The sequence below is a fragment of the Xanthomonas sp. GW genome (assembly GCF_014236815.1).
GTDB lineage: Bacteria > Pseudomonadota > Gammaproteobacteria > Xanthomonadales > Xanthomonadaceae > Xanthomonas_A.
Genome location: NZ_CP051189.1, coordinates 1,031,924 through 1,046,652 on the forward strand (window position 1 = coordinate 1,031,924; position 14,729 = coordinate 1,046,652).

The 14,729-nt window shown below is 69.0% G+C and carries 11 protein-coding genes; 4 read left to right on the forward strand and 7 right to left on the reverse strand.

The genetic code is table 11. The annotated features are described in order from the left end of the window. Nucleotides 1-556: 556 nt before the first annotated feature. The 3 genes from HEP73_RS04425 to HEP73_RS04435 form a co-directional block, all read right to left on the reverse strand. Complete coding sequence (locus tag HEP73_RS04425; RefSeq protein WP_185823294.1) at nt 557-2,419, reverse strand: alpha-amylase family glycosyl hydrolase; 1,863 nt, start codon at nt 2,417-2,419, stop codon at nt 557-559. 78 nt (nt 2,420-2,497) lie between these two features. Further along, nucleotides 2,498-4,939 carry a TonB-dependent receptor domain-containing protein gene (locus HEP73_RS04430; RefSeq protein WP_458309648.1) on the reverse strand — a complete coding sequence of 814 codons (2,442 nt, stop codon included), beginning with the start codon at nt 4,937-4,939 and terminating at the stop codon, nt 2,498-2,500. 142 nt (nt 4,940-5,081) lie between these two features. Further along, on the reverse strand, nt 5,082-5,252 hold the full coding sequence (locus HEP73_RS04435; protein ID WP_185822273.1) for a hypothetical protein: 171 nt from the start codon (nt 5,250-5,252) through the stop codon (nt 5,082-5,084). Between HEP73_RS04435 and HEP73_RS04440 the strand changes: the two genes are divergently transcribed. Further along, nucleotides 5,251-6,591 carry an MFS transporter gene (locus HEP73_RS04440; RefSeq protein WP_185822274.1) on the forward strand — a complete coding sequence of 447 codons (1,341 nt, stop codon included), beginning with the start codon at nt 5,251-5,253 and terminating at the stop codon, nt 6,589-6,591. The two genes, HEP73_RS04435 and HEP73_RS04440, sit on opposite strands and share 2 nt — an antisense overlap. A 63-nt stretch (nt 6,592-6,654) precedes the next feature. Here HEP73_RS04440 and HEP73_RS04445 read toward each other — a convergent pair whose 3' ends face one another. The 4 genes from HEP73_RS04445 to HEP73_RS04460 form a co-directional block, all read right to left on the reverse strand. Further along, complete coding sequence (locus HEP73_RS04445) at nt 6,655-7,686, reverse strand: LacI family DNA-binding transcriptional regulator (protein ID WP_185822275.1); 1,032 nt, start codon at nt 7,684-7,686, stop codon at nt 6,655-6,657. Nucleotides 7,687-7,773: 87 nt separating this feature from the next. Continuing rightward, the gene (phbB, locus tag HEP73_RS04450) at nt 7,774-8,514 is read right to left on the reverse strand and encodes an acetoacetyl-CoA reductase (protein ID WP_185815299.1); all 741 of its coding nucleotides are present in this window, start codon (nt 8,512-8,514) and stop codon (nt 7,774-7,776) included. A 113-nt stretch (nt 8,515-8,627) separates the two neighbouring features. After that, nucleotides 8,628-9,953, reverse strand: coding sequence for a CitMHS family transporter (locus HEP73_RS04455; protein ID WP_185815300.1), 1,326 nt, complete (start codon nt 9,951-9,953; stop codon nt 8,628-8,630). Nucleotides 9,954-10,099: 146 nt separating this feature from the next. Further along, complete coding sequence (locus tag HEP73_RS04460) at nt 10,100-11,299, reverse strand: OprO/OprP family phosphate-selective porin (protein WP_185822276.1); 1,200 nt, start codon at nt 11,297-11,299, stop codon at nt 10,100-10,102. A gap of 231 nt (nt 11,300-11,530) precedes the next feature. On the opposite strand from HEP73_RS04460, the gene HEP73_RS04465 reads away from it, so the two are divergent. The 3 genes from HEP73_RS04465 to HEP73_RS04475 are packed head-to-tail and all read left to right on the forward strand — an operon-like array spanning nt 11,531 to nt 14,722. Then, the gene (locus tag HEP73_RS04465; protein ID WP_185822277.1) at nt 11,531-12,244 is read left to right on the forward strand and encodes a response regulator transcription factor; all 714 of its coding nucleotides are present in this window, start codon (nt 11,531-11,533) and stop codon (nt 12,242-12,244) included. Continuing rightward, entirely contained in the window at nt 12,237-13,625 is a 1,389-nt protein-coding gene (locus HEP73_RS04470) for a sensor histidine kinase (protein ID WP_185822278.1), read from the forward strand. The genes HEP73_RS04465 and HEP73_RS04470 overlap by 8 nt, the downstream gene beginning before the upstream one ends. Beyond that, on the forward strand, nt 13,622-14,722 hold the full coding sequence (locus HEP73_RS04475; RefSeq protein WP_185822279.1) for an ABC transporter substrate-binding protein: 1,101 nt from the start codon (nt 13,622-13,624) through the stop codon (nt 14,720-14,722). Before HEP73_RS04470 ends, HEP73_RS04475 begins: the two co-directional genes overlap by 4 nt. Nucleotides 14,723-14,729 lie beyond the last annotated feature (7 nt).

Genomic DNA, 14,729 nt, shown 5'->3' on the forward strand with positions numbered 1-14,729 from the left:
TTTTTCGGCGGATGCCGGGTGCGTGTCGCAATGCTGGCTCGAGGGCTAGGCAAGGCGCCGGCTTGCCTTCTTTAGGACGGACTTCGGTCACGACCGCTTTCGGGATCGGCCAGGTTGCGGCTTCGTTCGTCGCGGCTGAAGCCGCTCCTACAAGGGGAATTGGCTTGCGTGCCATGCCCGTTTTTTGTAGGAGGGATCTCAGTCCCGACCGCTTCTGGCATCTGCCAGGCCGCGGCTTTGTTCGTCGCGGCTGAAGCCGCTCCTACAAGGGGGATTGGCGTGCATGCCATGCCCGTTTTTCTGTAGGAGGGACTTCAGTCCCGACCGCTTCTGGCATCTGCCAGGTTGCGGCTTCGTTCGTCGCGGCTGAAGCCGCTCCTACAGAGGCGTGTTGCCGCGCAGGCATCGCTGCTTTGTGTGGGAGGGACTTCAGTCCCGACTGCATCGGAGCCGGATCGAGATTGCGAGCCCGTGCGTCCGCGGTCCAATCCTCAAAAGCGCTGCTTCCGTGCAGCGCTTTCGCGAGTCCGCGGCGTCGGCAGGGCGTACTCCGCGCTCAGCCGCGCCGCCACCAGCGCAGGCCGTAGGCCGGCAGGATGCCGTCCCATTCCTGCAGCGTGGCGTCGTCGCGTCCGCCGTCGGCGATGGCCTGCCAGTCGCCATCGCCCAATGCGGCACGCTCCACCGGCACCGGTTGCGCACTGAAGTTGTAGGCCGCGACGAAGTCTGCGCCGCGGGCGATCCCGAGCAAGGCAGGATCGCCCAGCGGCAACGCCCGCAGCGGTTGCCCGGCAGCCAACGCAGCGGTCGCCGCACGCGCGGCGATCAGCCGCCGCAGGCGGGTGTAGACCTGGCCTGGAAGGCTGGTTTGGTCGTCGCGCCGCGCGGCGCGCTCCCAGTCCATCGGCGGACGGTGCAGCCAACGGCCTTCGTGGCGGCGCAGCGGGTCGCTGCGATAGTCCGTGTCGTTGCCCAGCGCCAGTTCGTCGCCCATGTACAGCAGCGGGATGCCGGGCATCGCCAGCGCCACTGCGTACAACAGCAGCAGGCGCCGGATCGCCAGTTCCAGGGCGGCGGCATCGCCGGCGGCCAGCGCCGCTTCGATGCCGACCAGCGCGGCGCTCATGCCGTTGCTGCCGTGCACGCCGTCGCCGCTGCTCTGGAACGCTTCGCCGCGCGCATAGCTGCCCGGCACGCCGCCGGCGAAAAAGCGTGCGGCATGCGCGAGGTCGAACGGCGCGTTGCCGTCGCCGCCGGCCGCTTCGCGCTGCAGCACGTTCCAGCCGATGTCGTCGTGGCAGCGCACGTAGCTCAGCCACGCGCAGGCCGGCGGCAACGCCGGTGTCTGCGCGATCGCGCTCTGCACGATGTCGCCGCGCTGCGCGGCCAGCGCTACCCAGCCGGCGGCCATCAGCGTGCTGTGGTAGGCCAACTGGCATTCGTTGCCGCGTGCGTCGCCGTCGCCGAAGTAGGGCGGCAGCTGCGCCATCGGCACGATCGCCTCGGCCTTCAGCAGCACCGCCGGCGCGGCGATGTCGGTGAGCGCGCGCAACGCCTGCAGGATGGTGTGCGCCTCGGGCTGGTTCATGCAGTCGCTGCCTTCGCGCTTCCACAGGTAGGCGGTGGAATCCAGCCGGAACACTTCCACGCCCAGGTTGGCCAGGCGCAGCAGGGCCAAGGCCATCTCGCCGAACACCGCCGGGTTGCTCCAGTCCAGGTCCCATTGATACGGGTAGAAGGTGGTCCACAGCCAGGCCTGGGCGTCCTCGACCCAGGTGAAGTTGCCCGGCGCGGTGTGCGGGAACACTTCGCCCAGGGTGCGTTCGTAGCGGTCGGGCAGGTCGCGGTCGGCGAAGTGGTGGTAGTAGTCCAGGTAACGCGCGTCGCCCCGTTTGGCGGCCAGCGCCCAGGGATGGTCGTCGGCGGTGTGGTTGAGCACGAAGTCGGCGCATAGGCTGATGCCGGCGCCGCGCAGGCGCGTGGTCAGGGCGACCAGGTCGGCGTTGTCGCCGAGCCGCGGCTCGACCTGGCCGTAGTCGCTGACCGCGAAGCCGCCGTCGTTGTCGCCTTCGCGCATGCGCAGGAACGGCAGCAGGTGCAGGTAGCGCACGCCCAGTTCCTGCAGGTAGGGCACGCGTTCGCCGACCCCGGCCAGGGTGCCGGCGAAGCGGTCGGCGTAGGCGCTGTAGCCGAGCATCGACGGCTCGCCGAACCAGTCCGGCGCGCGCGCCGCATCCAGTTCGGCCAGTGCCGGCGCGCGCGCGCGGATCGTGGCGGCGACCGCATCGAGCCAGCGCGGCAGCCATTGCGCGTAGTGCGGATGCTCGCCGTACAGGGCCTGCAGGGCGGCGAACAGGCGTGGGCCATGGGCGCCGTAGCGCGCGTGCGCGCCGGGCTGTGCGGCCAGTGCCGCGTGCATGCCGGCGTGATCGAAGAGAGGAAAAGCGGTGTTCATGATGGGCCGCGCCCGGGGGCCGGGCGCGACGGGCTCCTTGGGTCAGAAATCGTAGCGCACGCCGACGCTGGCGGTGCGGCCGGGGATGGAGCGGGCGCGGATGATGGCATTGTCCGGAATGCTCGCGTCCTCGGCTTCGGTCAGGCCGAAGGCGTCGAACAGGTTGTTGACGTTCAGCGACAGCGTCAGCGCATCGCTGACCCGGTAGTTGCCGAACAGGTTCACCTGCGTGTAGCCAGGCATCTTCAACTGGTTGCTGTCCTGGGTGTAGGCCGAGCTGGTGCCGATCGCGTTGATCCCCACCTCGTAGCGCTCGCCGCGGTAGCTGGGAGTCAGTTGCCAGACGAACCTGGCCTGGCGGCGCGGCGTGTGGCCTGCGTTGGCCGGGGTGATCTGGTCCTTGTCGATGGTCGCATCGGTCCAGGTCGCGCCGCCGTTGATGGCGAAGCCGCCGCTGCGGTAGGCCGCTTCCAGCTCCAGCCCGTGCGCCTTGTAGGTGCGGTTGAAGAAGTGCTGGCTGGTGGCCTCGTAGTTCTGTTCCTGTGTGCGCGCGGCGAAGGCGGTGGCGAACAGGCTCAGGCCGCCGGCGCGCCACTTCAGGCCGCCCTCGAGCTGCTTGACGAAGTTCACCGCTTCGTCGGAAGACACCGAGCCGTCGTCGCGCACCACGCCGAACAGCAGGCGGTCGGCGTTGGCGCGCGCGCCGCGGCTGTAGCGGGCGAACGCGGCCAGATCGTCGTTGAGCATGTAGTTGCCGCCGAGCGAGTACGACAGGTAGTTCCAGTCGTAATCCACCGGCTTGCGGTTGGCGTAGTCGATCGTCGCCACGCTGCGCTCCGGCGCCTGGATCACGCCGTCGCCATCGACGTCGAGATTGTCGACCAGCAGCCCGCCGGCGGTGTCGCCGCGCGCTTTGCCCATGTCGTAGCGCACGCTGGCGTCCACGCTCAGCGGGCCCTGGTCCCAGCCCAGCGCCACGTACGGCGCGTTGATGGTGTAGCGCACGTCGTAGTGGCGGGTGTTGTCGGTGCCCCAGTAGGGCACGCCGTAGGCATACAGGCCGTTCTGCGAGAGCAGGCTGCCGTCGGCCGCGACCACGTCGAGCAGGCGCGAACGGCTGGACACCGACTGCACGTAGGAATTCCAGGTCCAGTCCATGTCGATGACCTGGCGCGAGCTGTACAGGCCGGCCTTGAGATTGACGTTGCCGCCAGCGCCGTTGCCGAAGTCGCGCGCCAGGCTCAGGTCGTTGACCGCGTTGCCGAGGTCGTTGATGCGGGTGTTGAACAGATGGGTGCGCACCGCCTGGCCGCTGTAGGGTTGGCCGTCGGCATCGCGCAGCGTGGCGCCAGCGCCGCCGATCTCCGCCGCCAGGCTGGCGGCGTCGGCCACTTCGGCCGGGAACGGCGAAACGAAGCGGCCGGAGGTGTCGGCGATGCGGAACTTGTCGGTCAGGGTCCAGCCGCCGCCGATGTCGAACTGCGCCTCGGCGCCGATCGCGCGCGACACCGGGTGCATGCCGTCGCCGAGCTCGACGCGGGTGAGCCGGTTGCTGCCGTCCAGGCTGTTGCTGCTGCGGAAATACGGGCTGTACAGGGTGTCGCTGCCCGGGTCGAAGCTGCCCACATCGTGGAAGTGCGGCGAACCGTCGCTGCCGCTGACCAGGGTCGGCACCGGCGTGTAGGCGGCGGCACGGTAGTTGAGGTACTTGGCGTAGACGCGCACGTAGCCGTTGTCGAACAGCCGGGTCAGGTTGGCCTTGAGCTGGCCGCCCTTGTCGGTGGCGTAGCCGGCGTCGCGCACGCCGTCGCCGCGGCGGTAGTAGCCGCCGACGTTGAACTGCCAGTGCTCGGCGAATGGCGCGCCGTAGTCGAAGTCCAGGCGCGTGTTGTCGAAGCGGCCGAGGCCGCGGCTGAGGCCGACACTGCCGCCGGCGGTGTCGCCGGTCTTGCTGATGAAGTTGATGATGCCGCCGGGCGAGTTGCTGGCGAAGGTCGAGGCCGAGCCGCCGCGGATCGCTTCGATGCGCTCCAGGCTGTAGTCGGCGCGCAGGAAGATGTCGGCATTGCCGAAGGCGATGTCGCCGAATTCCAGCACCGGCAGTCCGTCTTCCTGCAACTGCAGGAACTTGGCGCCGCCGGAGGCCACCGGCAGGCCGCGCACCGCGATGTTGGCGTTGCCTTCGCCGCCGCTGGATTCGGAGCGGATGCCGGGGATGTTGCGGAAAATCTCGGCGGTCGAGCGCGGCGCGGATTGCTCGATCGCTTCGGCGCCGACGGTGCTGACCGACACGCTGGATTTGAGCTTGCTCTTGGCGCTGGCGGTGCCGGTCACGAACACCGAATCCAGGCTGACCACGTCGGCCTGCGCGGGACCGGGCTGGGCGGCGGGCGCGGCCGTGTCCTGGGCGAAGGCGGCCGGGGCGGCCAGGGCCGCGGCGACGGCCCAGGCCAGGGTATGCAGGCGGATCGAAGGGTGGTGCATCGCTATCTCTCCCGAAGCGAGGGGTGACGCGGGTAGGGCCTGTATGCGGCGTGCGACGGCGTGGACCGGCGCGGCGCCCATGCCGGACAGGCGGTGGGGTGGCGCAGTGATACGGCCTTTTGCAATCGATTGCAATTTTTATCTATGGAAAATTGTGGAAGTCGCCGTAGACAATGCTGGAATGCGGTTTTTTCAAGAAAATCATGGTGCAACGCAGCGTTACAAACGATTGCATAAATCCCAACATCCGCTCCGCCGCCGTGGCGCGCCGCCCGCGGCGTCCTCGGCTTCTTCCTGTCAGGCTGATGCCCATGCGCTCCGATCGCCCCTTGCTTCCGCTGTCGCGCGTACTGGCGCTCAACGCCGGTTTCTTCGGCGTGCAGTACAGCTTCGGTCTGCAGCAGAGCAACATGAGCCCGATCTACAACTACCTGGGTGCCGATCACGCCAGCCTGCCGTACCTGTGGCTGGCCGGGCCGATCACCGGGCTGGTGCTGCAGCCGGTGGTCGGCGCGCTGAGCGACCGCACCGTCACCCGCTGGGGCCGGCGCATGCCGTACATGCTGGTCGGCGCGCTGGTGTGCAGCCTGTGCCTGCTGCTGATGCCCTTCAGCGTGGCGCTATGGATGGCGGTGAGCCTGCTGTGGATGCTGGACGCGGCCAACAACGTGGCGATGGAGCCGTATCGCGCCCTGGTCAGCGACGTATTGGCGCCGCGCCAGCGCCCGCTCGGCTATCTCACCCAGAGCGCGTTCACCGGCCTGGGCCAGACCCTGGCCTACGTGACCCCGCCGCTGCTGGTGTGGTTCGGCATGAACCAGGACGCTGCCAATGCGCATCACATTCCCTACGTCACCATCGCCGCGTTCGCGATCGGCGCGGGCTTCTCCGCGGCCTCGATCCTGCTCACCGCGCGCAGCGTGCGCGAGCCGGTGCTGCCGCCGCTGGAACTGGAGCGCTTGCGCGCTGCGCCAGTGGGGCCGTTGGCCACGCTGCGCGAGATCGCCGATGCAGTGCGGCACATGCCGCCGACGATGAAGCAGATGGCGCCGGTGATGCTGTTCCAGTGGTATGCGATGTTCTGCTACTGGCAGTACATCGTGCTGTCGCTGTCGACCACGCTGTTCGGCACCACCGAGCCGAATTCGCACGGCTTCCGCGAGGCCGGTCTGGTCAACGGCCAGATCGGCGGCTTCTACAACTTCGTCGCCTTCGTCGCCGCGTTCGCGATGGTGCCGGTGGCGCGCCGTGTCGGCCCCAAGGCCACGCATGCGGCCTGTCTGCTCGCCGCCGGCATCGGCATGTGCCTGCTGCCCACGATCCACGACCGCTGGCTGCTGCTGTTGCCGATGATCGGCATCGGCCTGGCCTGGGCGAGCATGATGGGCAACCCGTACCTGATGCTGGCCGACAGCATCCCGCCCGAGCGCACCGGCGTGTACATGGGCCTGTTCAACCTGTTCATCGTGCTGCCGATGCTGATCCAGATCGTGACCCTGCCGCTGTACTACGACGCCTTGCTGCACGGCGACCCACGCAACGTGATCCGCCTGGCCGGCGCACTGATGCTGATGGCGGCGGTGGCGATGCTGTTGGTCAAAGGCCGGGAATCGGGAATAGGGAATGGGGAATCGAAGAACGGAAGTCGATAAGGCTTCAGTTCGCGCCGCCGCGCTTTTCCGATTCCCCACTCCCGATTCTCCATTCCCGGCTCTTCACGCCGAATCGCGCACCACCAGGCTAACCGCCAGTTCCACCGATTGCAGCGGTTGCCCGTCGATCAGGCCGAGCACGCCGTCCACCAGCAGCTTCGCCGCCTGCGCCAGGTCCTGGCGCACCGTGGTCAGCGGCGGCTGGCTGTAGGTGGCCAGCGGGATGTCGTCGAAGCCCACCAGCGAGATGTCCTGCGGCACGCGGTGGCCGGCTTCGGTCAGCGCGCGGATCGCGCCCAGCGCGATCACGTCGGAGGCGGCGAACACGGCATCGGGCGGATCGGCCTTCTTCAGCATCGCCCGGGTCAACCGGTAGGCGTCTTCGCTGAGAAAGTGGCTGCGCGCATGCAGCCGCGGATCGAACTCCAGGCCGTGGCACTCGAGCATGCGCCGGTAGCCGGCGAAACGCGGCGCCACCTCCGGCAGTTGCTCGTCGCCGAGGAAGGCGATGCGGCGGCGGCCGATCTCGATCAGGTGCGCGGTGGCCAGCTCGCCGCCGCGCAGGTTGTCGCTGCCGATGCTGACGTAGGCCTGGCCGTCGATGCGGCTGCCCCACACCACCATCGGCAGGCCGCCGCGCGCGGCGGCGTCGAGCGCGGCGTGCTCGGAACTCTGCCCGAGCATGATCACGCCGTCGGCGCGGCTGCCGTGCGCCAGGTCTTCGACCCAATGGTCCTGGTGCCGGTAGAGCTTGGACAGCAGCATGCTGTAGCCGCGCGCGGTCAGCGCGTCGGCGAGCAGCGCCAGCATGGTCATCATGAACGGGTCCGACAGCGGCTGTTCGTGCGCGTGCATCAGCGGCACCGCGACGCAGACGATGTTGGAGCGCCGCGAGCGCAGGCTGCGCGCGGCCAGATCGACGCGATAACCGGCCTCGCTGGCCAGTTGCTTGATATAGGCGCGGGTGCGCTGGGCGACCACCGGGTTGTCGGCCAGCGCGCGCGAGACGGTGGATTCGGACACGCCGGCCATGCGCGCGATGTCGGCCATCTGCAGGCGCGCGCCTGGCGCGGTGCGGTCGGGTTTGTCGGACATGCGGTGTCGGCGCTGGCGCAGGGAGCGGAATCGGCAGTGTATGCCAGCCGCTGCGATGCCAGCGCCAACCCGTGAGGCAGCGCTGGCCTAGCCCATGTGCAAGCCGCCGTTGACCGCGTAGTCGGCGCCGGTGACGTAGGCCGCTTCGTCGGAGGTCAGCCAGCCGCACAGCGCGGCCACTTCCTCCGGCTTGCCGAGCCGGCGCAGCGGCACCGAGGTCGCCAGGCGGTCGAGCACGTCCGGCGGAAAACTGCTGATCGCCGCGCTGGCGATATAGCCGGGCGACACCGTGTTGACGGTGACCCCGCGCGAGGCCACTTCCTGCGCCAGCGCGCGGCTGAAGCCCTGCATCGCCGCCTTGGCAGTGGCGTAGTTGATCTGGCCGATCTGGCCCTTCTGCGCGCTGACCGCGCCGATGTTGACGATGCGTCCCCAGCCGCGCGCGGTCATGCCGTCCACCACCTGCTTGGTGATGTTGAACAGCGAGTTGAGATTGCTGGCGATCACCGCCTGCCAATCCTCGCGGCTCATCTGCCGGAACAGGGTGTCGCGGCTGCCGCCGGCGTTGTTGACCAGCACGTCGATCTCGCCGACCTCGGCCTTGACCTTGGCGAACGCGGCGACGGTGGAATCCCAGTCGGTGGCGTTGCCTTCGGAGGCGACGAAGTCGAAGCCCAGCTCGCGCTGCTCGCGCAGCCACGCCGACTTGCGCGGCGAATTGGGGCCGCAGCCGGCGACCACGGTATGCCCGTTGCGCGCCAGCTTCTGGCAGATCGCGGTGCCGATGCTGCCCATGCCGCTGGTGACGTAGGCGATTCGTAGAGTCATGGAGAAACTCCTTCGGAGTTGGGATTCGGGAGTGGGGATTCGGGATTGGACAAGCGGAGCGGGCCTGGGCTGTTGCGAATCCCGACTCCCGAATTCCCAATCCCGGGCGGCGGTCAACGCGCCAGCGGAAAGAGGCCGAACAACAAGCCGCCGCCCATCAGCAGCAACGACACCAGCACCGCCCACTTGATGGTGAAGCGCTGGTGGTCGGCGAAATCGACCTTGGCCAGGCCGACCAGCAGATAGGTCGATGGCACCAGCGGGCTGAGCAGGTGCACCGGCTGTCCGGCCAGCGAGGCGCGCGCCATTTCCACCGGGGTGATGCCGTAGTGGCTGGCCGCTTCGGACAGGATCGGCAGCACGCCGAAGTAGAACGCGTCGTTGGACATGAAGAATGTGAACGGCATGCTGGCGAGCGCGGTGATCACCGCCAGGTACGGACCCCAGGCATCGGGAATCACCGCCAGAAAGCTGCGCGACATCGCCTCGACCATGCCGGTGTTGGAGAGGATGCCGGTGAACACGCCGGCGGCGAAGATCAGCGACACCACCGACAGCACGTTGCCGGCATGGTTGACCAGACGCCGGCGCTGTTCGGCCAGGTTCGGATAGTTGATCAGCAGCGCCAGCGCGAAGCCGATCATGAACAGCACCGGCATCGGCAGCACGCCGACCACCAGCGCCGCCATCAGCGCCAGGGTCAGTACCAGGTTCACCCACAGCAGCTTCGGCCGCTTGATGTCCTCGGCGTCTTCCACGGTCGGCAGCGCGTCGCCGTCGTCGGCCACGCTGCTGTCCATCCAGGTGTCGCCCGGCAGCGCGGCCACGCCGAGCCGGCGCCGCTCCTGCATGCCCAGGTACCAGGCCAGCAGCAGGATGCCGGCGATGGCCAGCGCCATCGCCGGCACCAGCGGCACGAACACGTCGGCCGGGTCCACGTGCAGCGCGGTGGCCGCGCGCGCGGTCGGGCCGCCCCACGGGGTCAGGTTCATCACCCCGCCGGCGAGGATGGTCACGCAGGTCAGGTTCAATGCGTTCATGCCGATGCGCCGGTACAGCGGCAGCATCGCCGACACGGTGATCATGTAGGTGGTGGAGCCGTCGCCGTCGAGCGAGATCAGCAGCGCGAGCACTGCGGTGCCGACCACGATCTTCATCGGGTCGCCCTTGACCAGGCGCAGGATGCGCCGCACCAGCGGATCGAACAGGCCGGCGTCGATCATCACCCCGAAGTACAGGATCGCGAACATCAGCATCACGCCGGTCGGCGCGATCTTCTTGATCCCTTCCAGCATCATCTCGTTGATGCCGGTGCCGAAGCCGCCGGCCAGCGCGAAGGCGATCGGCACGATGATCAAGGCGACCAGCGGCGACAGCCGCTTGCTCATGATCAGGTACATGAAGGTGATGACCATTCCGAAACCGAGCGCGGTCAGCATGGGGGAGTTTCCTTGGAGTGGTACGGAAAGGGGGGGCGGGACTCGGGACCCGGGACTCGGGACTCGGAAAAGCGCGACATCGCGATGTGAAGCTTTACCGACTTCGGTTCTTCCGGTCCCGAGTCCCGAGTCCCGGGTCCCGCGCATCAGAAGTCATACTGAAACCGGCCAGTAATCGCCCGAGTGTGATCAAGCGTGGCACCCGCCAGATGGTCGCGGTTGCGGCTGTCGATCAGGTTCAGCATCAGGCGCAGGTTCGGCTTGAGGTACCAGTTGCCGGCCAGCGTCCACGACGCGGTGGACGCGTCGAGGAAGTCCGCCTGGCCGTCCAGGTGCTGCGTGCCCCACATGCGGTCGTAGCGCAGCGCCAGTTCGAACGCGCCGCGCGGGTTGTTGACCTGCTTGATGCGGGTGAAGCGCCCGGTCTTGCTGTCGTAGCGACGCGATTCGCCGGTCGCGAACCAGCTGACGAAGCCATAGGCGGACATCACCTGCGCACGCTGCGCGCCGTCGTCGAACAGGCCGCCGCTGAACTCGCTCTGCCACGACAGCGGGCCGCGCACCTGCGCGTATTCCAGCGACCACTTGTCCACGTCGGTATCGCGGCCGTCGGCGAAGCGCGCCAGGGTGATGCGGCTGTCGTCGGACAGATGCCCGGCCGGGCGCGGGCGGATGCTCAAGGCCGGCGCGCCGTTGGCGCCGGGGTGGTCGTAGCGCTCGTGCGCCAGCGACACGCCCAGGTGCAGCACGTCGCCATCGCGCGCGCCCGGCGCCCAGGTGCCGCGACCGCCAAACGCATCGCCCTTGATGTTGGACACGTCGATGCTTTCCAGGCTGTAGACGCTGGCGGCCCAGGTGTAGTCCTTGCCGGCCGCCTGCCATGACACCGCCTTGCGGTACAGCGGCGCCAGCGTGCTGGCCGCGCCGCTGCGCTCCAGGAACTGGCCGAAGTTGGAGCCGGTGCGGTCGTCCAGCGAGAAATACTGCTTGAACTGGCCGACGCTCAGCGTGCCGGCATCGAATTTGCGGGTCAGGTAGACGTCCTTGGCCTCGATGCCCTTGCCGTTGAAGTCGTCCTGCAACCCGGCGAAATCGCCTTCGACCTTGTAGCCGAAGCCGAAGAACTTGCCGGACACGTCGATCCACAACCGACGGATCTCGGTGTTGTCGGGGTTGGGCGTGCCGCGCTGGTCGTTGTCGAACTGGGCGAAGTCCCAATGCAGGCGGCCGCCGATCTCGGCGGTGACCGGGCCGTCGTGGTCGCCATCGGCGGCCTGCGCCAGGGCGGGCAGGGACAACACGGCGCAGGCACAAGCGCCGCACAGGCTCAATTTCTTCAGGTTCACGTACCCTCCCAGGTGCGCGCAGCGCGTCGATGAGTCGGTAGCCCGCAGCGGAACGCGCAGGCCAGCGTGGCTGCAGCCTAGTGCGGCGTAGCTGTCATCGACCTGTCGGTGGGGGAGGCGGGAATGGAGAATCGGGAATGGGGAATAGGAAGAGCGTTGCTCTCCGGATGCGCTAGGCTTCGGCAATTGCTCTTACCATTCCCGATTCTCCATTCCCGATTCCCGGCACCAATGCGCCTTCTACTGGTCGAGGACAACGCCGATCTGGCCGATGCGATCGTGCGGCGCATGCGCCGCAGCGGGCATGCGGTGGACTGGCAGAGCGATGGGCTGGGCGCGGCCAGCGTGCTGCGCTACCAGAGTTTCGACCTGGTGGTGTTGGATATCGGCCTGCCCGGGCTGGATGGGCTGCGCGTGCTGGCCGGGCTGCGCGAGCGCGGCGACACCACGCCGGTGCTGATGCTGACCGCGCGCGACGGCATCGAGGACCGGGTGCAGGCGCTGGACGTGGGCGCCGACGATTACCTGGGCAAGCCGTTCGATTTCCGCGAGTTCGAGGCGCGTTGCCGGGTGCTGCTGCGGCGCAACCGCGGCAACGCCAGCGAGGTGGTGCAACTGGGTGGCTTCGCCTTCGACAACGCCGCGCATACCGTCAGCCTGGACGGGACGCCGATCGAGCTGCCCAATCGCGAATACCGCCTGCTGGAGATCCTGATCGGGCGGATCGGCCAGGTGGTCGGCAAGGACGAGATCGGCAACGGGCTGTTCGGCTTCGACGACGAGGCCGGGCCGAACGCGATCGAGCTGTACGTCGGGCGCCTGCGCAAGAAGCTGGTCGGCGCGCCGCTGCGCATCGTCACCGTGCGCGGGGTCGGCTACAAGCTGGAAGCGGCCGAGGTCGAAGCGCCGCCGGCGCCGCCGCAGGATGCGGGCGGCGATGGCTGAGGCCGCGCTGCCGGCACCGTCGATCCGGCGCACCCTGCTGCTGTACCTGGGCGCGCTGTCGCTGCTCGGCGCGGTGGCGCTGTTCTTCGCCGCGCGCGACTACGGTCAGCGTGCGGCCAACCGGTCCTACGATCACCTGCTGGTGTCCTCGGCGCTGTCGATCGTCGATTCGGTGGCGCTGGCCGACGGGCAATGGCAGGTGGACCTGCCGTACGCGGCGCTGGACCTGTTGGCGATGGCGCCGGAGGACCGGGTGTTCTACCGCGTGTTCGATGCGCGCGGGCGCACCATCACCGGCTACGACGATCTGCCGAAGGCGCCGTCGCTGCCGCGTGCCAGCACCGCGCCGCGATTGTTCGACGCGTTCTACAGCGGCGAGCAGGTGCGCTTCGCGGTGGTGGCGCGGCGGGTGTCGTCGGCCGCGGCGCAGGACGAGGTGTGGGTGCAGGTCGGGCAGACCCGGCGCGCGCGCGAAGCGCTGGCGCAGGATGTGGTGCTGCACGCGTTGGTCGCGATCGCGCTGCTGTCGCTGCTGTCGCTGGCGCTGGTGTGGCTGGGGGTGTATCGCGCGTTGCGTCCACTGCACCGGATCGAGCGCGACTTGTCGCGGCGCGAACCCTCGGAACTGAAGCCGCTGGCGGTGGCGGCGCCGCAGGAAATGCACCAGATGGTGGCGGCGTTGAACCGCTTCATGGCGCGCCTGGCGAGCAGCAACGAGACCTTGCGCGCGTTCATGGCCGAGGCCGCGCACCAGATGCGCACGCCGCTGGCCGCGTTGCGCGCGCAGGCGCAGCTGGCGCTGGACGACGACGATCCGCGCGATATGCGCCGCAGCCTGGAGGCGATCGAGCGCAACGCCACGCACATGAGCCGGCTGCTCAACCAATTGCTCAGCGACGCCAGCGTGATCCACCGCGCCAACCTGCAGCGCTACGCCAGCGTGGACCTGGCCGAGGTCGTGCACCAGGCGCTGCACGAAGCGCTGCCGCAGTCGCAGCCGCGGCCGCGCGTGCAGCTGGCCATCGCCAGCGAGCCGGCGATGGTGCGCGGCGACGCGCTGCTGCTGCGCGAGGCGATCAAGAACCTGATCGACAACGCCGGCAAGTACGGCGGCGACGGCGCGCTGCAAGTAGCGTTGACCTGCGAAGCGCGCGATTGCGTGGTGACTGTGGCCGATCACGGCCCCGGCATCGCCGCCGCCGACGCCGAGCGCGTGTTCGAACGCTTCGCGCGCGGCGAGGGCGCGGCCGCCGGCGGCGCCGGACTCGGCCTGGCGATCGTCAAGCGCGTGGTCGACAGCCACGGCGGGCGCATCGATCTGTCCAACCGCGTCGGCGGCGGCCTGATCGCCAGCCTGCGCCTGCCCAGGTTGCATCCATGATTCCACTTCGATCGCTTCGCGCCACGCTGTTGCTGCTGGGCTGCCTGCTGTTCCACGACGCGCTGGCCGCACCCGGCGACATCCGCCGCTTCCCGGCGCAGGGCGGCGCCGAGGCGCAACTGTGCATCCAGGGGTCCACCGACATCGAGGTGTTCGCCGCAGTGATCGGCGACTACCAGCGGCTGCATCCGCGTACCGAGGTGGTGTACCAGGACGTGATCGCCTGGGACATGTACCAGCGCTACCTGCATCCGCAGCCGGGCGCGCGCTGCGCCGACCTGCTGATCAGCGCCAGCATGGACCTGCAGACCAAGCTGGTGAACGACGGCCACGCGCTCGCGCACCGTTCGCCGCAGACCGAGGCGCTGCCGGCGTGGGCGCAATGGCGGCACGAGGCGTTCGGAATCAGCTACGAGCCGGTGGCGATCGTCTACAACAAGGCGCGGCTGCCGGCGGCGCAGGTGCCGCGCACGCGCCGCCAGTTGCTGGAGCTGCTGCGCGCGCCAGGCATGCCGCTGCGCGGCAGGATCGGCACCTACGACGTGGAGCGCAGCGGCGTGGGCTATCTGTTCGCGACCCAGGACGGACAGATCGGCAGCATGTCCGGCGCGTTGCTGGCGGCGATGGGCGACAACCAGGTGGTGCTGGAGGAACGCACCGGCGTGCTGCTGGACCGGGTCAGCCGCGGCGAATTGCTGCTGGCCTACAACGTGCTCGGGTCCTACGCGCAGGCGCGGATCGACGCCGGCGCGCCGCTGGCGATCGTGCAGCCGGAGGACTACACCCTGGTCGCGTTGCGCACGGCCGTCATTCCGCGCGATACGCCGCACGCGGTCGAGGCGCGCCGGTTCCTCGACTATCTGCTGTCGCCGCGCGGGCAGCAGGTGCTGTCGCGCGAGGCGCGGCTCAAGCCGATCCTGCCGGGCGCCGGCGGCAGCGGCAGCGGCAGCGGCAGCGGCGGCGCGGCGCCGGCGGCAACGCCGGCGTTCCGCCCGATCGCGCTGGGGCCGGGCTTGCTGGTGTACCTGGACGCGCTCAAGCGCCGCCAGTTCCTGGATGCCTGGCGCAGCAGCATGCGTCGCCATCCGCCGCGCTGAAACCGCC